Origin of the sequence: Streptoverticillium olivoreticuli subsp. olivoreticuli (assembly GCF_003391135.1) — a bacterium.
Lineage (GTDB): Bacteria > Actinomycetota > Actinomycetes > Streptomycetales > Streptomycetaceae > Streptomyces > Streptomyces blastmyceticus.
On sequence record NZ_CP031455.1, the window covers coordinates 7,466,804 to 7,484,677 of the forward strand.

General features: G+C 72.8%; 16 protein-coding genes. 5 read left to right on the forward strand and 11 right to left on the reverse strand.

Translation table 11 applies throughout. The features are described 5' to 3' along the window. Positions 1-7: 7 nt before the first annotated feature. Both DXZ73_RS32395 and DXZ73_RS32400 read left to right on the forward strand, forming a co-directional pair. Positions 8-1,534, forward strand: coding sequence for a YfcC family protein (locus DXZ73_RS32395; protein ID WP_116214519.1), 1,527 nt, complete (start codon positions 8-10; stop codon positions 1,532-1,534). A 260-nt stretch (positions 1,535-1,794) separates the two neighbouring features. Further along, complete coding sequence (locus tag DXZ73_RS32400; protein WP_116211963.1) at positions 1,795-3,015, forward strand: IS110 family transposase; 1,221 nt, start codon at positions 1,795-1,797, stop codon at positions 3,013-3,015. A 17-nt stretch (positions 3,016-3,032) separates the two neighbouring features. Here DXZ73_RS32400 and pqqB read toward each other — a convergent pair whose 3' ends face one another. From pqqB to DXZ73_RS32440, 8 genes are all read right to left on the reverse strand, one after another. After that, positions 3,033-3,926, reverse strand: a complete 894-nt coding sequence (gene pqqB, locus DXZ73_RS32405) for a pyrroloquinoline quinone biosynthesis protein PqqB (RefSeq protein ID WP_116214520.1) — start codon at positions 3,924-3,926, stop codon at positions 3,033-3,035. Positions 3,927-3,944: 18 nt separating this feature from the next. Then, the gene (locus tag DXZ73_RS32410; RefSeq protein WP_116214521.1) at positions 3,945-5,522 is read right to left on the reverse strand and encodes a hypothetical protein; all 1,578 of its coding nucleotides are present in this window, start codon (positions 5,520-5,522) and stop codon (positions 3,945-3,947) included. A 76-nt stretch (positions 5,523-5,598) separates the two neighbouring features. Further along, the gene (gene pqqE / locus DXZ73_RS32415) at positions 5,599-6,663 is read right to left on the reverse strand and encodes a pyrroloquinoline quinone biosynthesis protein PqqE (protein ID WP_116214522.1); all 1,065 of its coding nucleotides are present in this window, start codon (positions 6,661-6,663) and stop codon (positions 5,599-5,601) included. Next, a complete protein-coding gene (pqqD, locus tag DXZ73_RS32420; protein WP_116214523.1) occupies positions 6,656-6,982 on the reverse strand; it encodes a pyrroloquinoline quinone biosynthesis peptide chaperone PqqD in 327 nt (108 codons plus the stop codon). Before pqqD ends, pqqE begins: the two co-directional genes overlap by 8 nt. Further along, complete coding sequence (pqqC, locus tag DXZ73_RS32425) at positions 6,979-7,671, reverse strand: pyrroloquinoline-quinone synthase PqqC (protein ID WP_116216017.1); 693 nt, start codon at positions 7,669-7,671, stop codon at positions 6,979-6,981. The genes pqqD and pqqC overlap by 4 nt, the downstream gene beginning before the upstream one ends. After that, a complete protein-coding gene (locus DXZ73_RS32430; protein ID WP_116214524.1) occupies positions 7,671-7,898 on the reverse strand; it encodes a hypothetical protein in 228 nt (75 codons plus the stop codon). The genes pqqC and DXZ73_RS32430 overlap by 1 nt, the downstream gene beginning before the upstream one ends. 169 nt (positions 7,899-8,067) lie before the next feature. After that, positions 8,068-9,693, reverse strand: a complete 1,626-nt coding sequence (aceB, locus tag DXZ73_RS32435) for a malate synthase A (RefSeq protein ID WP_116214525.1) — start codon at positions 9,691-9,693, stop codon at positions 8,068-8,070. 164 nt (positions 9,694-9,857) lie between these two features. Further along, a complete protein-coding gene (locus DXZ73_RS32440; RefSeq protein ID WP_116214526.1) occupies positions 9,858-10,481 on the reverse strand; it encodes a nucleotidyltransferase family protein in 624 nt (207 codons plus the stop codon). A 189-nt stretch (positions 10,482-10,670) separates the two neighbouring features. On the opposite strand from DXZ73_RS32440, the gene DXZ73_RS32445 reads away from it, so the two are divergent. Continuing rightward, the gene (locus DXZ73_RS32445; protein WP_425315932.1) at positions 10,671-11,057 is read left to right on the forward strand and encodes a DUF5955 family protein; all 387 of its coding nucleotides are present in this window, start codon (positions 10,671-10,673) and stop codon (positions 11,055-11,057) included. An 18-nt stretch (positions 11,058-11,075) separates the two neighbouring features. On the opposite strand, the gene DXZ73_RS32450 is transcribed toward DXZ73_RS32445, so the two are convergent. Beyond that, on the reverse strand, positions 11,076-11,855 hold the full coding sequence (locus DXZ73_RS32450) for an IclR family transcriptional regulator (RefSeq protein WP_116214527.1): 780 nt from the start codon (positions 11,853-11,855) through the stop codon (positions 11,076-11,078). 231 nt (positions 11,856-12,086) lie between these two features. On the opposite strand from DXZ73_RS32450, the gene allB reads away from it, so the two are divergent. Both allB and alc read left to right on the forward strand, forming a co-directional pair. Continuing rightward, positions 12,087-13,490, forward strand: a complete 1,404-nt coding sequence (allB, locus tag DXZ73_RS32455; protein WP_240351593.1) for an allantoinase AllB — start codon at positions 12,087-12,089, stop codon at positions 13,488-13,490. After that, positions 13,487-14,572, forward strand: coding sequence for an allantoicase (gene alc / locus DXZ73_RS32460; protein WP_116214528.1), 1,086 nt, complete (start codon positions 13,487-13,489; stop codon positions 14,570-14,572). The genes allB and alc overlap by 4 nt, the downstream gene beginning before the upstream one ends. A gap of 261 nt (positions 14,573-14,833) precedes the next feature. Here the strand turns inward: alc and DXZ73_RS32465 are convergent, their stop codons facing one another. Together DXZ73_RS32465 and DXZ73_RS32470 are read right to left on the reverse strand one after the other, a co-directional pair. Beyond that, positions 14,834-16,036 carry a cytochrome P450 family protein gene (locus DXZ73_RS32465; RefSeq protein WP_116214529.1) on the reverse strand — a complete coding sequence of 401 codons (1,203 nt, stop codon included), beginning with the start codon at positions 16,034-16,036 and terminating at the stop codon, positions 14,834-14,836. A 95-nt stretch (positions 16,037-16,131) separates the two neighbouring features. Beyond that, positions 16,132-17,862: a coagulation factor 5/8 type domain-containing protein gene (locus DXZ73_RS32470; RefSeq protein WP_116214530.1), complete on the reverse strand. Its 1,731-nt coding sequence runs from the start codon at positions 17,860-17,862 to the stop codon at positions 16,132-16,134. Between the last annotated feature and the right edge of the window lie 12 nt (positions 17,863-17,874).

Sequence of the window (17,874 nt, forward strand, 5' to 3'; positions counted from 1 at the left end):
TTTCGCCGTGGACCAGCCACCCCAAGGCCCTGCCCCCACGGCCGAGTCCCCGGGCCGCGGGAAATTCACCTTCCCCAGCGCCCTCACCGTCCTCGCCATCGTCACGCTCGCCGTCTGGGCCCTCACCTTCGTCATCCCCTCCGGCACCTACCGGCGCAACGACACCGGCAAGCCCCTCCAGGGCACCTACCACCGCGAGGCCGCGCCCGGGAACTTCGTCCACCGCCTCGGTGACCTCTTCCTGTCACCCGTCAACGGCCTCTACGGCATTCGCGACAGCAAAACCGGCCAGGTCGCCCCGGACGCGGTCGGCGCGCTCTACGGCAGCGCCGGGGTCTTCCTCTTCGTCCTGGCCATCGGCGCGTTCATCACGGTCGTCTTCGCCACCGGCGCCCTGGACCGCGGCATCGAACGGCTCGCCCACCGGCTGCGCGAGCGCGGCGCCCTGCTGATCGCCGGGGTGATGGCCGTCTTCTCGCTGCTGGGCACGGTCGAGGGCTTCGCGGAGGAGACCCTCGGCTTCTACGGCCTGATCGTCCCGCTGATGCTGGCCCTCGGCTACGACCGCATGGTCGCCACCGGCACCATCATCCTCGGCGCGGGCGTCGGCGTGCTGGCCTCGACCGTCAACCCCTTCGCCACCGGCGTCGCCTCCTCGGCCGCCGAGATCTCGCTCGGCGACGGCATCGCGCTGCGCTTCACGATGTGGATCGTCCTCACCGCCGTGACCATCGGCTACGTCATCCGGTACGCGCACAAGGTGCGTGCCGACCCGGGCCGTTCCCTGGTCGGCTTCCTGCCCGGCGACCGGGAGCTGGCAGCGGCGGCGGAGGAGCCGCCCGAGCTGACGAGCCTGCAGAAGGCCGTGCTCGGCGCGGTCGCACTGGTCTTCGCCTTCATGATCTTCTCGGTGATCCCCTGGTCGAGCGCGCTCACCGGAAAGGCCGACGCGACCCCGTACGGCTGGGAACTCGGCTGGTCCTTCGCGCAGTTGGCCGCCCTCTTCCTCGTCGCGGCCGTGATCGTCGGTGTGGTGGCCCGGCTCGGCGAGCAACAGCTCAGCGCGAGGATCGTCCAGGGCGCGGGCGACTTCATCGCCCCCGCGCTGACCATCGTGCTCGCCCGGGGCGTCACCGTGATCATGAACAACGCGCGCATCACGGACACGGTTCTCCACTCCATCGAAGGCGCCGTCTCGGGGACCCCGGCGGCGCTCTTCGGGGTCATGGTCTACATCGTCAACCTGCCGCTCGCGTTCCTCATCCCCTCGACGTCCGGCCACGCCACCCTCGCGATGCCCATCCTCGCGCCGCTCGCCGACTTCGCGGGGGTCGCCCGCTCGGTGGTGGTCACGGCCTGGGAAGCGGCGAGCGGCGTGATGAACCTCTGGGTGCCGACCACCGCCGTCATCATGGGCGGCGTCGCGCTGGCGAAGGTCGGCTACGACAAATACCTGCGCTTCGTCTGGCCGCTGCTGCTCCTGCTGTCCGTCCTCGTCTGCGGCTTCGTGGCCCTGGGCGCGGTCGCCGGCTGAGCGCGCTCAACCGGCGCTCATTAGGGGACCATCCCTTCTGCAGCCCTCTTCGGTAGGGTTGTGACCTCTCGGTCCCGGTGGGTGCATGGCTTGTGGCGCGAGCCATTCGATGGCCACTGTGAGTTGTGCCAGCCCCGCCGGGCCGAGGCCGTCTGATCGGCATCAGGGACACGCCCCGCAGAGGGCCGATTAATGAGCTTCCGGCAGACGTCCTCACCACCGGGCAGGTGCTCCGCGCACGACACAGGAGTACTTCTTTCGTGTTCATCGGATGGGACTGGGCGACCGAGACCCACGACGTGACTGTCATGGACAACTCCGGTGCCCGAGTTGCCCGTTGGGAGCTCGCGCACACCGAGGAGGGCATCGCCCGAACCCTGGCCAAACTGGCGAAGCACGGCAGTCCGGCGGATCTTCCGGTCGCCATCGAGACCACCCGCGGCCTGGTGGTGGACCGGCTGCTGGCCGCCGGGCACCCGGTGGTGCCGGTGCACCCCAACGCCTTCCACGCGATGCGTCCGCGCTGGGGCGCCTCCAAGGCCAAGACGGACGCCGGGGACAGTCTCAAGCTCGCCGACTACCTGCGCACCGACGGGCACTTCCTGCCCCGGCTGGAGCCGACCGAGCAGGTCACGATGGAACTGCAGGCCCTCACCCGGCAGCGGGCCGACCACGTCGCGGCCCGCATCGCCGCGATCAACCAGCTCGCCGCGCTGCTGGATACGCACTGGCCCGGAGGCAAGGCCGTCTTCTCCAGCCTCGACAGCGACATCGCCCTGGCGTTCCTGGAGCGATACCCCACCCCAGCCGCGGCCGCCAAGCTCACCGCCGGGCGCCTGGAAGCATGGTGCAAGCGCCGCGGCTACTCCGGCAAGAAGCCCGGAAGCGTCCTCATCGAACGCCTCCGGTCCTCGCCGAAGCCGGCCTCCCGGCTCAGCGACAGCGTGATCGCACAGCTGGTCCGTGTCCAGGTCCAGCTGGTCAAGGGCATCCGGGCCACGATCCGCTCGCTGGACGAGGCCATCGCCGACGCGGTCGCCGCCCACCCCTACGCACAGCTGTTCGCGACCATGCCCCGCATTGGGACGGTCAACCTCGGGCAGATCGTCGGCGAGATCGGTCCGATCCTGGAACGCTCCAAGACCAGCGAACAGTTCATCGCCGAAACCGGCGTCGTCCCGGTCACCCGGGCGTCCGGCAAGTCCCGCGTGGTGACCTTCCGTTACGCGGCCAACCGTCGCGCCCGCCTGGCCGTCGTCGGCTACGCCGACAACAGCAGGCACGCAAGCGACTGGGCTGCGAAGATCTACAACGACGCGCGGGCGAACAAGAAACGCCATCCACACGCCGCCCGCATCCTCGCCCGCGCCTGGCTGCGGGTGATGTGGGCCTGCTGGCGCACCGGCACCTGCTACGACCCCGATACCCATCGGGCCAACAACAAGATCAATCAGGATCCCGAGGCGGCTCTGGCGGCATAGAGGTTGACTCAGGGAACTCACAGCCGGATCTCCTGCCCGTCCGAGGCCACTTCCACCAGCGCCGCCGACAGCACGGAACGCTCACGGGAGGCGGGGTCCGCGGCCGGATTGGTGTTGTTCAGGTGGGTGTAGAGGCACCGGACGCCCGTACGGCCCCGCAGCCTGGCCAGCGTCCCGCCGGTGCCGCCGATGGGGAGATGGCCCATCGCGCGGGCCCCCGGGCCGTGCCCCGTCGCCCGCTCCATCTCGTCCTCGCTCCAGAAGGTGCCGTCGAGGATCGCGCACCCCACCCCGGCCAGGGCGGCGTCCAGCTCCTCGGGCCAGCGGGCGAGGGAGGGGGCGTAGACGGCCGCCGCGCCCGTCACGGCGTCGTCGAAGCGATAGGCCACCACCCACGGGCCGGGCCGGGTGGAGCCCGCCGCGTAGCGCGGCCGCTTGTCGCTCACGGGGATCGCGGTGACGCGCAGCCGCCCGTCGTCCAGCCGCAGTTCACCCGCAATCGGCCGCCAGCGCGCCGCGCCGTACGGGGCGAGCAGGCTGCGCAGCGGGAAGTCCTCCGTGAGGGCCGTCGTCACGGCCGCCGGGGCGAAGAGGTCGAGCGCCGCGCCCTCGCGCAGCGCCAGCAGCCCCGCCGTGTGGTCGAGCTCGCCGTCGGTGAGCAGCACGCCGCGCAGCGGGGAGTGCCGGGTGCCGCCGGGCGGGGCGAGCCCGGGGGTGGCGAGGATCTGCGTACGGACGTCCGGGGAGGCGTTGACGAGATACCAGGCGTCGGGTGAGGCGCTGACCGCCAGGCACTCCTGGCTCCGCCACACCGCCGGGCCCGCGGCCCGCGCCCGGGAGCAGCCGGGGCAGGCGCAGTTCCACTGGGGCAGCCCGCCGCCCGCCGCGGTGCCCAGGACGCGCAGCCTCATCGCCGGCCCGCCCTCCCGTCAGCCCAGCAGCCCGTACGCGTGGAGCGCGCCGGAGAACGTCGGCACGTACACCTTGCCGGCGGCGACCGTCGGCGGCGCGAACTTCGCGAACATCCCCACGTCGTCGCGGGTGGCGTTCATCTTGCTGTTCCACACCTCCCGGGTCAGGTCGGTGGCCTGGTAGGCGCGGAAGACACCCTCCACCACGGCCTGGTTGGCGTTGTCGCGGTAGGGGTGGGTCGCCCAGACGAGGCCGGTCGCCGGGTCGTCGCCGTGGGCGGAGACGGACAGGAAGCCGCCGGGCATCCCGGGCGACCCGCCGGGCACGCCCCTGGGGTCGGTGGTGGTGCTCGTCGACACGGGGGCCGTCTGGAACGTGCCACCGGTGAAGCGGTAGGCCCGCAGGAAGGCGTTCTCCGGCCAGACGTACACCCAGGGCCCGCCGCCGCCCCGGAAGTTCCAGTGCACCGCCCCGCCGTGGATGTGATGGCTGTTCCTGTCCGGTGTCACCACGAAGAAGCTCTGCACGATCTGGCTGTCCGAACCGGCGTGGAAATGGCCCATGTTGCCGGTGTCCAGCAGATAGAACTTGCCTTCCTTGCCGCCGCCCAGCAACAGCCGGGTGTCCGGGATCAGCAGCGGCCCGGCCGATCCCAGGTCGGCGTCGGCGGCGTCCAGGGCCGCGTTGTTGAAGGGGGAGAACCAGTCCGCGAGCGTGAGGCCGGGGGCCAGCTTGACGACGGCGTCCCCGAGCTCCGAACCGTCCGGACGGAAGCCGCCGTTGCCGGTCATGAAGTAGAGGTTCCCGTGGTCGTCGACGCCCAGGCCCTGGCCCGCCTGCCAGATGCCGCCCCGCTGGGTGCCGGGCGTGGTCACGTACACCCCCGCGCACCGGAGATCGCCGGCGTCGAAGCCGAACACCCAGCCGTGGTACGGATCCTGGTCGCCGTAGGCGGCGAACGCGACGTACACCCGGCCGCCCGCCAAGGTCAGCGCGGCGCGCTGGATCTGCCGGTTGCTGGTGAAGGTCAGCTTCCCCTGGGCGCTGCCGTCACCCGTGCCGGGCACCGTGGCGGTGATCCGCACCGGCCCGCCCAGGGCCTCCCGGCCGGTGGACAGGTCCAGCGCGTGCAGGGTGTGGTGGTACGCGCCCTGCTCCTTGGTGAAGGCGACGACATGGAGGACGTGCCGCTCCACGTCGATGACCGGTGTGCTGACCACCCCCACCTCGACCGCGATGTCGTGGTACACCGGCGGCCCCACATTCGCGTCGGGCAGGGTGACGGAGGGCCCGAGGGAGGCGTGCCACAGCGGTGCGGAGGCCGTCGGGTCGTCGGCGTCGAAGGCGTAGACGCTGTTGTGCATCGTCGCCGTGAAGACGACGTTGCGCAGCCCGTGGCCCTCGACGGGGCACTGGGCGAGATAGAGCGGCTGGGCGTAGATCTGACCGTCCACCGGGCGGCTGAAGAGCTTGCCGAAGGTGTCCGGGCGGACGTTTCCCGGGTGGAGGGTCGTCTCCAGCAGATTCGCGCCGGTGCGGCGGTTGTCGTTGTGCTGGGTCGTGACCGACAGCCCGGCCGGTGGCAGCGGGTTCATGGCGTCGCCTCCTGCGGGGGCCGGGTGGTGGTGGGTGCGGGCGTACGTGGGCGGGGACGGCGTCGAGCGGGCGGGATCAGCCGCGGGGGAGCGCGGCGCCGGGTATGGCCTCGGCGTCGCGGACGATGCCCTGCACCAGCGCGTGGTGCGGGGAGAGCGCGCAGGCGGGGTCGGTGGCCGCGGCGTCACCGGTCAGCTGGAACGCCTGGCAGCGGCAGCCGCCGTGATCGATCTCCTTGCGCGGACAGCTGCGGCACGGCTCCCGCATCCAGTCCGTGCCGCGGAACAGGTTGAACGCCTCGGAGCGGAACCAGATGTCGGCGAGGCCCGCTCGCCGGACGGTCGGCACGACGAGCCCCGGGATCCGCCCCGCCGCCGCGCACGGCAGCACATCGCCGTTGGGCGCGACGGTCAGCTGGCGGCTGCCCCAGCCGTGCATACAGGGCTTGGGCACGCCGTCGTGCAGGTCGGACACCACATAGACGATCTCCAGCCGCCCCGCGTGCCGCTCCCGTGCGGCCCGGATCACGGACTCGGCGGCGGTGAGCTGCTCGCGCGTGGGCAGCAGGGCCCGGCGGTTGAGCAGCGCCCAGCCGTAATACTGCGCGTTGGCCAGCTCCAGCCGGTCGGCCCGCAGCCGCACGGCCAGCTCGACCAGCGCCCCGGCCTGCCCGATATTGGCGCGGTGCAGCACGGCGTTGAGCGTCAGCGGCAGGCCCGCGTCCTTGACGAGCGTGGCCGCGGCGAGCTTCCGCCGGTGCGCCGGACGGCCCGCGAGGGCGTCCGCCTCCGGGGCGTCGGAGCTCTGCACGCTGATCTGCACATGGTCGAGCCCCGCGGCGGTCAGGGCCGACAGCCGGGCCGCGGTGAGGGCCTGGCCGCCGGTGATCAGGCCGGTGTAGAGACCGAGGCCGTGCGCGTGCGCGACGATCCCGGCCAGATCCCGTCGCACCAGGGGCTCGCCGCCGGACAGATGCACCTGGAGCACCCCGAGCTCACGGGCCTCGGCCAGCACCCGCCGCCACTGGGACAGCGTCAACTCCTCGGCGTAGGCGTCGAGTTCCACCGGATTGGAGCAGTACGCGCAGCGCAGCGGGCAGCGGTACGTCAGCTCGGCGAGCAACCCCAGCGGCCTATCCACCGGTGTGCTCCGGGGGACCGGGGGAGGGCTCGATCAGCCGCCGCCGCGCCAGCTCCGCAAGGAAGGCCCGGACCTCCCCGGCGGGCACCGACGCATAGGTCCGCGCCAGGGCGCCGGTGAGGGCGTGCTCGTCGGTGGCGCCGTCGCACAGCGCGAGCACGGCCGCGCCCGTCTCGTTGAGCAACAGGACACCCTCCGGGTGCAGCAGCACGCCGGTGTCCCGGACGGTGTCGTGGCCGAGCCGCACGCCACCGCGCAGCCGCCACCGGACCCCGGCGTCCGCCGTGGGCCCCGCCGGCCCGGCACCGCCCGGCCTCACCGGGCCCGGCCCGCGTGTTCGAGGGCGTCGAGGATGCTCCACAGCACATCGCACTTGAACGCCAGCGCGGCCAGGGCCGCCTGCTGTCGCTCCCGGGTCGTGCAGTGGGCGAGGACGAGCTCCAGGGCATGCCGGGCGTCGCAGGTGGCCGCGGCGGGGCGCTCGGCGAAATAGGCGTGGCCGGACGCGCTGACCCAGGGGTAGTGCGTGCGCAGCGCGGCGAGGCGCTCGCGCATCAGGTCGGGTGAGAACAGCTCGGTGAGCGAGGAGGCGACGGCCTCGGTCCAGGGGCGGGTGCGGGCGAAGGTCACATAGGCGTCGGTGGCGAAGCGGACGCCGGGGAGCACATGGCGCTCGTCCAGCACCTCCGAGCGGCTCAGGCCCGCGGCCTCGGCGAGGTCCAGCCACTGGGCGTGCCCGCCGTGCCGGTCGTCGGTGCCGTCCTGATAGAGGACCCGCTGCACCCAGCGGCGGCGCACCTCGGCGTCCGGACAGTTGGCGAGGACGGCCGCGTCCTTCTGCGGCAGGCACTTCTGGTAGTACCAGCGGTTGGCGATCCACTGCCGCAGCTCCTGGCGGCTCAGCTCGCCGCGGTGGAGGCGCAGGTGCAGCGGGTGCTTGTGCCAGTAGCGGTCGGAGTGGGCGCGCAGCGCGGTCGTGAATTCCTCCGTGCTCCAGGCGGTGGTCATCACCATCGCCCGGCGTAGGCCGTGACCTCTTGACCGAGCTCGATGTCCGCGAAGGCGGGCGGCAGCCAGGGCCGGAGCGCGGGCCCGCCGGGGCTCTCGCGGTGTGCGGGACGGCCCTGCCGCGCCGTGCCGGTGCGCGGGACCGCCGTCGTCGAACCGGGGCCCGGGCCCGGGCCCGACGATCGCGCGACGGGCCGGGGACTGCTGGTCGTTGCCGCTTCGGCCATGGTGGCTCCCCCGTCGTCCGCGAGTGCAGGGCGACCGGCGGGTGTGCCCTGCTCCCTTCCAGGGTGAGCCAGGGCACACATGAGCCACAATCACTGAATCGGGTGAACAATCATCCAATCACCCGTCACATAGGGCTGTTTCGCCCCTCCGGTCAGGGCATTCCCGCCCTCAGGCCGGCCGGTCGAGCAGCTCGTACGCGGGCAGGGTGAGGAACTCCGTGTAGTCCTCGTCCAGGGCGACCTTCAGCAGCAGGTCGTGGGCCTGCTGCCACCGGCCCGCGGCGAAGGCCTCCTCCCCGGCCTCGGCGCGGATCGCGGCGAGCTCCTCGGCGGCCACCCGGCGGGCCAGTTCCGCGGTGGCCTTCTCACCGTTGCCGAACACCACCCCGGCGTTGATCCACTGCCAGATCTGCGAGCGGGAGATCTCGGCGGTGGCCGCGTCCTCCATGAGGTGGAAGATGGCGACGGCGCCCGAGCCGCGCAGCCACGCCTCGATGTAGCGGATGCCGACCGCCACCGCGTTGCGCAGCCCCTCGTACGTCGGCTTCTCCTCCAGCGAGTCGACCGCGATCAGCTCGGCGGCCGTGACCCGTACGTCCTCGCGCAGCCGGTCCTTCTGGTGCGGCCGGTCGCCGAGTACCGCGTCGAACGAGGCCCGCGCGACCGGCACCAGGTCGGGGTGGGCGACCCACGAGCCGTCGAAGCCGTCGCGGGCCTCACGGTCCTTGTCGGCGCGGACCTTCTCGAACGCGGCCTCGTTGACCTCGGGGTCCTTGCGGGAGGGGATGAAGGCCGCCATCCCGCCGACGGCGTGCGCCCCGCGCCGGTGACATGTGCGCACCAGCAGCTCGGTGTACGCGCGCATGAACGGCGCCGTCATCGTCACGGCGTTGCGGTCGGGCAGGACGAAGCGCGGCCCGGCGTCGCGGAAGTTCTTGACGATCGAGAACAGGTAGTCCCAGCGGCCCGCGTTCAGCCCCGAGGCGTGCTCGCGCAGTTCGAAGAGGATCTCCTCCATCTCGTACGCGGCGGTGATCGTCTCGATCAGGACGGTGGCGCGGACCGTGCCCCGGGGGATGCCGACGTGGTCCTGGGCGAAGACGAAGACGTCGTTCCAGAGGCGGGCCTCCAGGTGCGACTCGGTCTTGGGGAGGTAGAAGTACGGGCCCTTGCCGAGGTCGATCAGGCGCCGGGCGTTGTGGAAGAAGTAGAGGCCGAAATCGACCAGGGCGCCGGGGACGGGGCGGCCGTCGACGGTGAGGTGGCGCTCGTCCAGGTGCCAGCCGCGCGGGCGGACCACGACGGTGGCGAGCTCCTCGGCCGGCCGGAGCGCGTACGCCTTGCCGCGGTCGTCGGTGAAGTCGATGCGGCGCTCGAAGGCGTCGGTCAGGTTGAGCTGGCCCCGTACGACGTTCTCCCAGGTGGGCGCCGAGGCGTCCTCGAAGTCGGCGAGCCAGATCCGCGCACCGGAGTTGAGCGCGTTGACGGCCATCTTGCGGTCGGTCGGGCCGGTGATCTCGACCCGCCGGTCCTGGAGCGCCGCCGGGGCGGGCGCCACGCGCCAGCTGTCGTCCTCCCGGATCCCGGCGGTCTCGGGGAGGAAGTCCAGGGCGGCGCTCCGCGCGATCTCCGCGCGGCGTGCGGCGCGGCGGGCGAGCAGTTCGTCGCGGCGCGGCGTGAACCGGTGGTGCAGCGCGCCGACGAAGGCGAGCGCCTCCTCCGTCAGTACCTCTGCCTGCTGCTCCACGGGAGGGGCGTCGACGATGACCGGCGAGGACGGCGCTGGTGCGGACATGGACTGTCACTCCTTCAGCGAGGACGGCACGCAGTGCCGCGCGAATCCTGATCAATGGAGAATAGTTTTCTCATGGTGGAAGTTCAATGGGGCGTGGTGGCGCCCGGTGCCAGGCCCCGCGCCCCCGCGGAAGCCCGAACTCCGCGCCCCCTGCCCGCCAACCCTCAGTCCAGGAGCCGCAGATCGTCCGGGGTGTCGACGTCGTCCGGCGCCGCGATGTCCGCGCACTCCACCAGCGTCACCTCCGCGGCGTGCTCGCGCAGATACGCGCGGGCGCCCCGGTCGCCGACGGCCGAACGCGCCACGCCCGCCCAGTGCTCGCGCGCGAACAGCACCGGATGGCCGCGCTCACCCCCGTACGCGGCCGCGGCCAGCCCCGCGCCCGCCCGGTGCGCGGCCACCAGCCGGGCCACCGCCTCGGCCCCCACGCGCGGCTGGTCCACGAGCGTCACCAGCACCGCCGAGACGTCCGTCGAGGCCAGCGCCGCGAGCCCGGCCCGCAGCGATGACCCCATGCCGTCGGCCCAGTCGGGGTTGTCCACCAGGACGCAGTCCGGCAGTTCGGCCCGGCCGCGCACATCCGCCGCGGCCGCGCCCAGCACTACGTACCGTGGTACGCAGCCGCCGTCCCGCAGCACCCGGGCCGCGAACTCCACCAGCGGCCTGCCCCCGTGGCCGAGCAGCGCCTTGGGCCGGCCACCCAGCCGGCGCCCGCCGCCCGCGGCCAGCAGCAGCCCGGCGACGGGCACCGCCCCGGGGGTGTCTGTCGTGTCCGTGGTCCGCGTCATGACCCCTGCATACCGCATCCGTTCGCCCTGCCGGGCGGAGGCCGGTTCGTCACCCGTGCGTGCGGAGTACGGACTTAATTTCGCTGTGCGTATAGCGCGCTGTACGGAAAGTGCGTTAACTGATCGGCGCGAGCGCGTGGGAGGGGGAGTGTCGTGGCGGAAGGCGCCGTTGTGGTGGAAGAGGAGCGAGTGGACCGCGTCGGTCAGGACCCTAGGGTGGACGCGTTGAGGGACGCGGTGTCCCGGCTGCGCCGGGCGCTCGCGGCACACCCGGCCCGGTTACCCGACCGGGACGCCGCCGAGGACGAACTGGCCGCGCTGGACGCCATGGCGCGCGAGGGCGAACCCGAAGTGCCCCGGCTGCGCCGCTCCCTGCTGCTGGTCGCGGGCGCCGTCGGCTCCGTCAGCGCCCTGGCGGCGGCCCTCGCCGAACTCCGCGCCGCGGTCGACCGGTTCGGCGGCACACGGGTGCCGGAGCAGGGCTCGGGAAGGCCCCTGGACGAGGCCGCGCGCGGTGCCCCGGAAGAGGGCGCGCACCGCGTCCCGAGCCCCCGGGAAGCCCCCGGAGAGGACTGAGGGCATCGCCGGCCGGGGTCAGGCGGTGGCCGCCAGCGCCAGCGACAGCTCCGCGGCGACCTCCTGGAGCAGCGGCACGATCTTCTCCGTGGCCGCGTCCGTCACCCGGCCCGCGGGACCCGAGATGGAGATGGCGGCGGACGTGGGGGAATCGGGCACCGGCACCGCCAGGCAGCGGACGCCGATCTCCTGCTCGTTGTCGTCCACCGCGTAGCCCGACTCGCGCACCCGGGCCAGCGCCTCCAGGAAGACGTCCGGCGTGGTGATCGTCTTCTCGGTCGCGGCGGGCATGCCCGTACGGGCCAGCAGCGCCCGCACCTCGTCGTCCGGGCTCTGCGCGAGCAGCGCCTTGCCGACGCCCGTGGTGTGCGGCAGCACCCGGCGGCCCACCTCGGTGAACATCCGCACCGAGTGCCGGGACGGCACCTGCGCCACATAGACGACCTCGTCGCCGTCGAGCAGCGCCATGTTCGCCGTCTCGCCGGTCTCCTCGACCAGCCGGGCCAGGTGCGGGCGGGCCCAGGTGCCGAGCAGTCGGGACGCGCTCTCGCCGAGCCGGATCAGCCGCGGGCCGAGCGAGTACCGCCGATTGGGCTGCTGACGTACATAACCGCAGGCCACCAGCGTGCGCATCAGCCGGTGGATGGTCGGCAGCGGCAGCCCGCTGGTCGTCGACAGCTCGCTCAGCCCGACCTCGCCACCGGCGTCGGCCATGCGCTCCAGCAGATCGAAGGCGCGCTCCAGTGACTGGACACCGCCACTGGTCGGGACGGTTCGGGGGTCGGCGGGCGAGGGCACGTCTGGGTCCTTCCGGTACAGGGGTGGCAGCAGCCTACCGGGACATCGAGGGCTTTACGCCCCACCTTCCACAATTTGAAAACCGACTTCTGGTGCATGAAATGCGCAAGGGGTCGGGGGGTCTTGACGGGTACGGGACACGGCTGAAGACTGCGTGCACCGCGGTTCAACAGAACGTTGAAATTCCGGCTCCAAGGGCCCGAAGGGCCCGCCGGAGGAGGGTGCGTGCTCGTGGCCGCAACCGATACGAGGGTCCCGGTGCCACCGGTGGAGCTGGTGCTGCGCTCCACGCGCGTCGTCACCCCGGAAGGCGTCCGGCCCGCCTCCGTCACCGTCGCCGGCGGCCGGATCGCGGCCGTCCTCCCGTACGCGACCGGGCCCGGACCCGGCCCAGGCGCGGTCGGCGGGCCGTACGGGACCGGGGCCGTCGTCGAGGACCTCGGTGACGACGTCCTGCTCCCCGGCCTCGTCGACACCCATGTGCACATCAACGACCCCGGCCGCACCGAGTGGGAGGGGTTCGCGACCGCCACCAGGGCAGCCGCCGCCGGTGGCATCACCACCCTCGTCGACATGCCCCTCAACAGCCTCCCGCCCACCACCACCCTCGAACACCTGCGGACCAAACAGGGCGTCGCGTGCGACAAGGCCCACGTCGACCTCGGCTTCTGGGGCGGCGCCCTGCCCGGCAACCTCGCGGAGCTGCGGCCCCTGCACGACGCCGGGGTCTTCGGCTTCAAGGCGTTCCTCTCGCCCTCCGGCGTCGAGGAGTTCCCCTCGCTCGGCCCCGGCGACCTGGAGGCGGTCGCGGCCCGGATCGCCGCCCTCGACGGACTGCTGATCGTCCACGCCGAGGACCCCGGCCACCTGCGACGCGCCCCGCGACCGGACGGACCGCGCTACTCCGGCTTCCTCGCCTCACGCCCCCGCGCCGCCGAGAACGAGGCGATAGCCCGGCTGATATCCGTCGCCCGCCGACTGGGCACCCGCGTCCACATCCTGCACCTGTCCTCGTCCGACGCCCTGCCGATGATCGCCGCCGCCAAGGCCGACGGGGTGCGGCTCACCGTCGAGACCTGCCCGCACTTCCTCACCCTCACCGCCGAGGAAGTCCCCGACGGCGCCACCGAGTTCAAGTGCTGCCCGCCGATACGCGAGGCCGCCAACCGGGACGCCCTGTGGGCCGGGCTCGCCGACGGCACCATCGACTGCGTCGTCTCCGACCACTCGCCCTGCACCACCGACCTGAAGGTCCCCGACTTCGGCCGCGCGTGGGGCGGCATCTCCTCCCTCCAACTGGGCCTGCCCGCCGTCTGGACCGAGGCCCGGCGGCGCGGCCACACCCTCCACGACCTCGCCCGCTGGATGTCCGGCGGCCCCGCCGCCCTCGCCGGCCTGAGCGCCAAGGGCGCCGTCGAGGCGGGCCGCGACGCCGACTTCGCCGTCCTCGCCCCCGACGAGACCTTCACGGTCGACCCGGCCGCGCTCCATCACCGCAACCACGTCACCGCCTACGCCGGGAAGACCCTGCACGGCGTCGTACGGGCGGCCTGGCTGCGCGGCCGCCGGATCACCGGCCACGGCGGCCCCACCGAGCCCACCGGCCTCCTCCTCGAAAGGCAGCGCAGCGCATGAACGGCACCCCCGCGGACATACCCTCGTTCACCGGCGACGCGAATCCCTACGCGGGCGGCGACCCGTACGCCGACTACCGCACCGCGGCCTTCCCCTTCGACCGGTTCCCCGACCTCGCCGACCGGCGGCTGGGCGCCGGGGTGATCGCCGCCAACGACGAGTTCTTCGCCGAGCGCGAGAACCTCCTCAAGCCCGGCGCCGCGCACTTCGACCCCGAACACTTCGGCCACAAAGGCAAGATCATGGACGGCTGGGAGACCCGCCGCCGCCGCGGCGCCTCCGCCGCCACCCCGCACCCGGCCGACGACGACCTCGACTGGGCACTCGTCCGCCTCGGGGCACCCGGCGTCATCCACGGCATCGTCGTCGACACCGCCCACTTCCGCGGCAATCACCCACAGGCCGTCGGCGTCGAGGCCACCGCCCTGCCGGGCACGCCCTCACCGGAGGAACTGCTCGCCGACGGCGTGAAGTGGACGGTCCTCGTCCCCCGCACGTCCGTCGGCGGCCACGCCGCGAACGGCTTCGCCGTCGACTGCCCGGAGCGCTTCACCCACCTCAGGCTCAGCCAGTACCCCGACGGCGGCATCGCCCGCCTCCGCGTCCACGGCGAATCCGTACCCGACCTCGCCTGGCTCGCGGCCCTCGGCACCTTCGACCTCGCCGCGCTGGAGAACGGCGGCCACGTCGAGGACGCCTCCGACCGCTTCTACTCCTCCCCCTTCCACACCATCCACCCCGGCCGGTCGCGCCGCATGGACGACGGCTGGGAGACGCGACGCCGTCGGGACAACGGACACGACTGGGTGCGCTACCGCCTCACCGGTCGCGCCGAGCTGCGGGCGATCGAGATCGACACGGGGTGCTACAAGGGGAATTCGGCGGGGTGGGCGACGGTTTCGGTGCTCGATGCCGCGAACTCCTCCGGGTGGACGGAAGTCGTGCCTCGGACGCGGCTTCAGCCTGATGCGGTGCATCGGTTTGTGCTGCCGGGGCCTGTGGTGGCGACGCATGTCCGTCTGGACATCCACCCTGACGGGGGTGTGGCGCGGCTACGGGTGCACGGTTCGCTGGTGTCTTGATTTTCCCCAGCCCCGCCCCTTCCCGAAACCGGGGCTCGTGCCCCAGGCCCCCGGCTGCGGGTCCGTTGCCGCCTGCGGCGGAGAGCGCCCTGCGGGCGCGTCCTCAAACGCCGGACGGGCTGGAATCAGCCCGTCCGGCGTTTGAGGACGAGCGGCGAAGCCGCTTTCGGGGTCTGGGGCGGAGCCCCAGTTTCGGGAAGGGGCGGGGTGGGGAACAAAGCCCGCCGCAGGCGCAACAGACCTGCACCTCAAGGCCGTCGATCAGAACCGCACGGGAACCCACCGCGGCCCCCGAATAAGCAGGCCCTCCCGCCAGGCCAGAGCCCCCGGATGGACATCCAGCGCCAGTTCCGGGAAGCGCTCCAGCAGCGACCGGATCGCGATCCGCGCCTCCAGGCGGGCCAGTGGCGCGCCCAGGCAGTAGTGGATGCCGTGCCCGAAGGCGACGTGTCCGCGGGCGTCGCGGCGGATGTCGAAGCGGTGCGGCTCCGGGAAGCGGGCGGGGTCGCGGTCCGCGTCGGCGAGGACGGGCAGGACGAGCGCGCCGCCGCCCGGGATGCTCACGCCGCCGATCTCCACCGGCTCGGTGGTGAACCGGTAGGTCGGCGTCTCCACCGGCCCGTCGTAGCGCAGCATTTCCTCGACGGCGTTCTCCAGCAGGCCGGGGTCGGCGCGCAGCTCCGCCAGCTGGTCGGGGTGTTGGAGGAGGGCCAGGACGCCGTTGGAGATCAGGTTCACGGTCGTCTCGTGCCCGGCGACGAGCAGGAGCCAGGCCATGCCGAGGAGTTCGTCGGGCGAGAGCCGGTCGCCGTCCTCGTCGGTGGTGCGGATCAGCGCGCTCAGCAGGTCGTCGCCGGGCTCCTCGCGCTTGGCTGCGACGAGCTCGGTGAGGTAGGCGCGGCCCGCGCTCGAGGCGACGGCCTTCTCCTCCAGCGGCGCGGACCCCACCGCGATGTCGGACCAGGCGCGAAAGGCCTCCCGGTCGAGGGAGGGCACGCCCAGCAGCTCGCAGATGACGCCCATGGGCAGCGGGAACGACAGGGCGTCGACGAGGTCGGTGCGGCGGTCGGGGGCCGCGGCCATCGCGTCGAGCAGCTCGTCGGTCATCCGCTGTACCTGAGGGGCCATCGCCTCGACGCGCCTGGGGGTGAACTCCTTGGTGACGAGCTTGCGCAGCCGGGTGTGGTGCGGGGCGTCCTGGATCAGCATGTGCGGGCCCGAGGCCACGGGTATGAGCCCGACGTCGTCGGCGGCCGTCAGCCAGTCCTTCGACAGCCGTGGGTCGTTGAGCGTCGCGCGCACCTCGTCATAGCCGACGACGAGCCAGGCCTCCGCGCCCTCGGGCATCCGCACCCGGTGCACGGGGCCGATCGCGCGCAGTTCGGCGTAGACGCGGTACGGGTCTCTGGCGAACTCCTGCCCCATCGCCGCCAGGTCGACCAGCTCGCCGGTGTCCGTACTCATGGTTGCCCCCTCACGTTGACCAAGATCACCACAGTACTCCGGGCGGTCGATGGTCGAACAGGGCGGCGCTGTCGGCGGGTTGGCCCTGCGGCCGGTCAGGGATAGGAACGCAGATACGCCGCATTCGTGGTCGCGTCGGACGGCCCTCCGGTGTCGTTGACGATGTGCCGGATGGTGCCCGTGCCGCCGAGCGAGACCGTGACCAGGTCGTGGAAGCGCACCCCGGGCCGCCGGGGCGCCGCGAAGGCCCGGTCGGCCACCACGCGCGGATCGGCGGTGAAGTGGCCGTAACTGCCCATCCCCCAGCCCTCGTGCCGCGTCACCCGGCCGCCGACCTCGTAGGCGGGGTACCCCTTGGTGGCACCCCGGCTCCAGGCGGCCTGGGAGGGCGGGTCGTAGGGCAGCTCGTTCTGGAAGAAGTACGTACGGCCGTCCTCGCCGTTCCAGACGGTCTGCCGGCGCTGGTAGTGCTCGACGAACAGCCCGTACATCGTGACGCGGTCACCGTTCACGACCAGGCCCTCGGCGGCGGTGTTGGCGGTCCAGCCGACGCCGGTGCCGTGGTCGGCGCGCCACAGCCACAGGTCGTCGCCGATGACGTCCGAGCTGTTGACGACGAGGGTACGGACCGCCTTGCCGACGCCCGCGCCGCCGACGCGGAAGAACACGTCGTGGAGCGAGACGGGGTCGCGCTCGTGCCGCCGGCGGGCGCCGGGCGGCCCGATCTCCATCAGGGCGGGCGAGGCGACGGGACCGGCGTCGACGAGGAGGCCGGCGATGCGGACGCCGTCGACGTCGGCGACGGACAGGGCGGTCGCGCCGTGTTCGGGGACGAGGGTCGCGAGTCCCAGGCCGAGGACGACCGTGCCGGGACGGGTGATCCGCAGCGTCCGGTCGAGGTGGTGGACGCCGGGGGTGAGCAGCAGGTCCTTGCCGTGTGCGAGTGCCGCCTGGATCCGCCCGGCGGGCGTCCCGGGCCGCACGACGAGGAACCGGTCGAGCGGACGCGAGGAGCCCGGCTGCCGGGCGCCGCGTTCCCAGGTGGTGCCCGAGGTGGCGGTGCGCAGCGCGGGTACGAAGACGCGGCAGGCGCCCGCGCGGTCGACGTAGAGGAACGGCTTCTCGCGTACGCGGGGTGTCCGGTCGACCCGGGTGTAGGGAGGGCGGGGGAAGGTGCCCGCGGGGGCGTTCCGTACGCCGACGAACACCATGTTCCAGGTGCCACCGGTCCAGCCGCCGAAGTGGCTGTCCCGGGACAGCCATTGCTGCTGGGTGCCCGAGCGCACCTGTCCGTCGATCCGCGAGTCGGCGAGGAAGCCGCCGCTGGCCCAGCCCCCGTCGTCGAGCCGCAGGTCCCCGCGCAGGTGCATCCGGCGGTACGGGGCGGCCTGGGACACCGCCCAGCGGTCGGCGCCGGAGGCGGGGGTGACGGAGAGGTTCTCGGCCTCGCGCCAGAAGTTCTGGGTGGCGTTGCCCTGGAACCAGTCGGCCTCCGCGTGCACGGCTCCCCGGATCGTGACGTCGTCGGGCGACATCCCCAGGCCCGCGACCTGGGTGGAGAACCCGACGTTGACGTCGACGTCGTAGGTGCCCGGTTTGAACAGCAGCGCCTGCCGGGCGGGCCCGAACTGGTTGCGCTCCTGCCGCCGGAAGACCTCGTCCACCTTCCGCTGGATCGCGGCCCTGGGCATGCCGGGGTCGAAGACGGTGACGTTCGGGCCGAGGTCGGGTACGGCCGGCGGGGCCGCGGAAGGGGCCTGGGAGAGGGCGAGGCAGGCGGCGCCTGCCAACGCGGTGATCAGGACGCGTACGGACCGGGATCTCACCCGGCCATTACA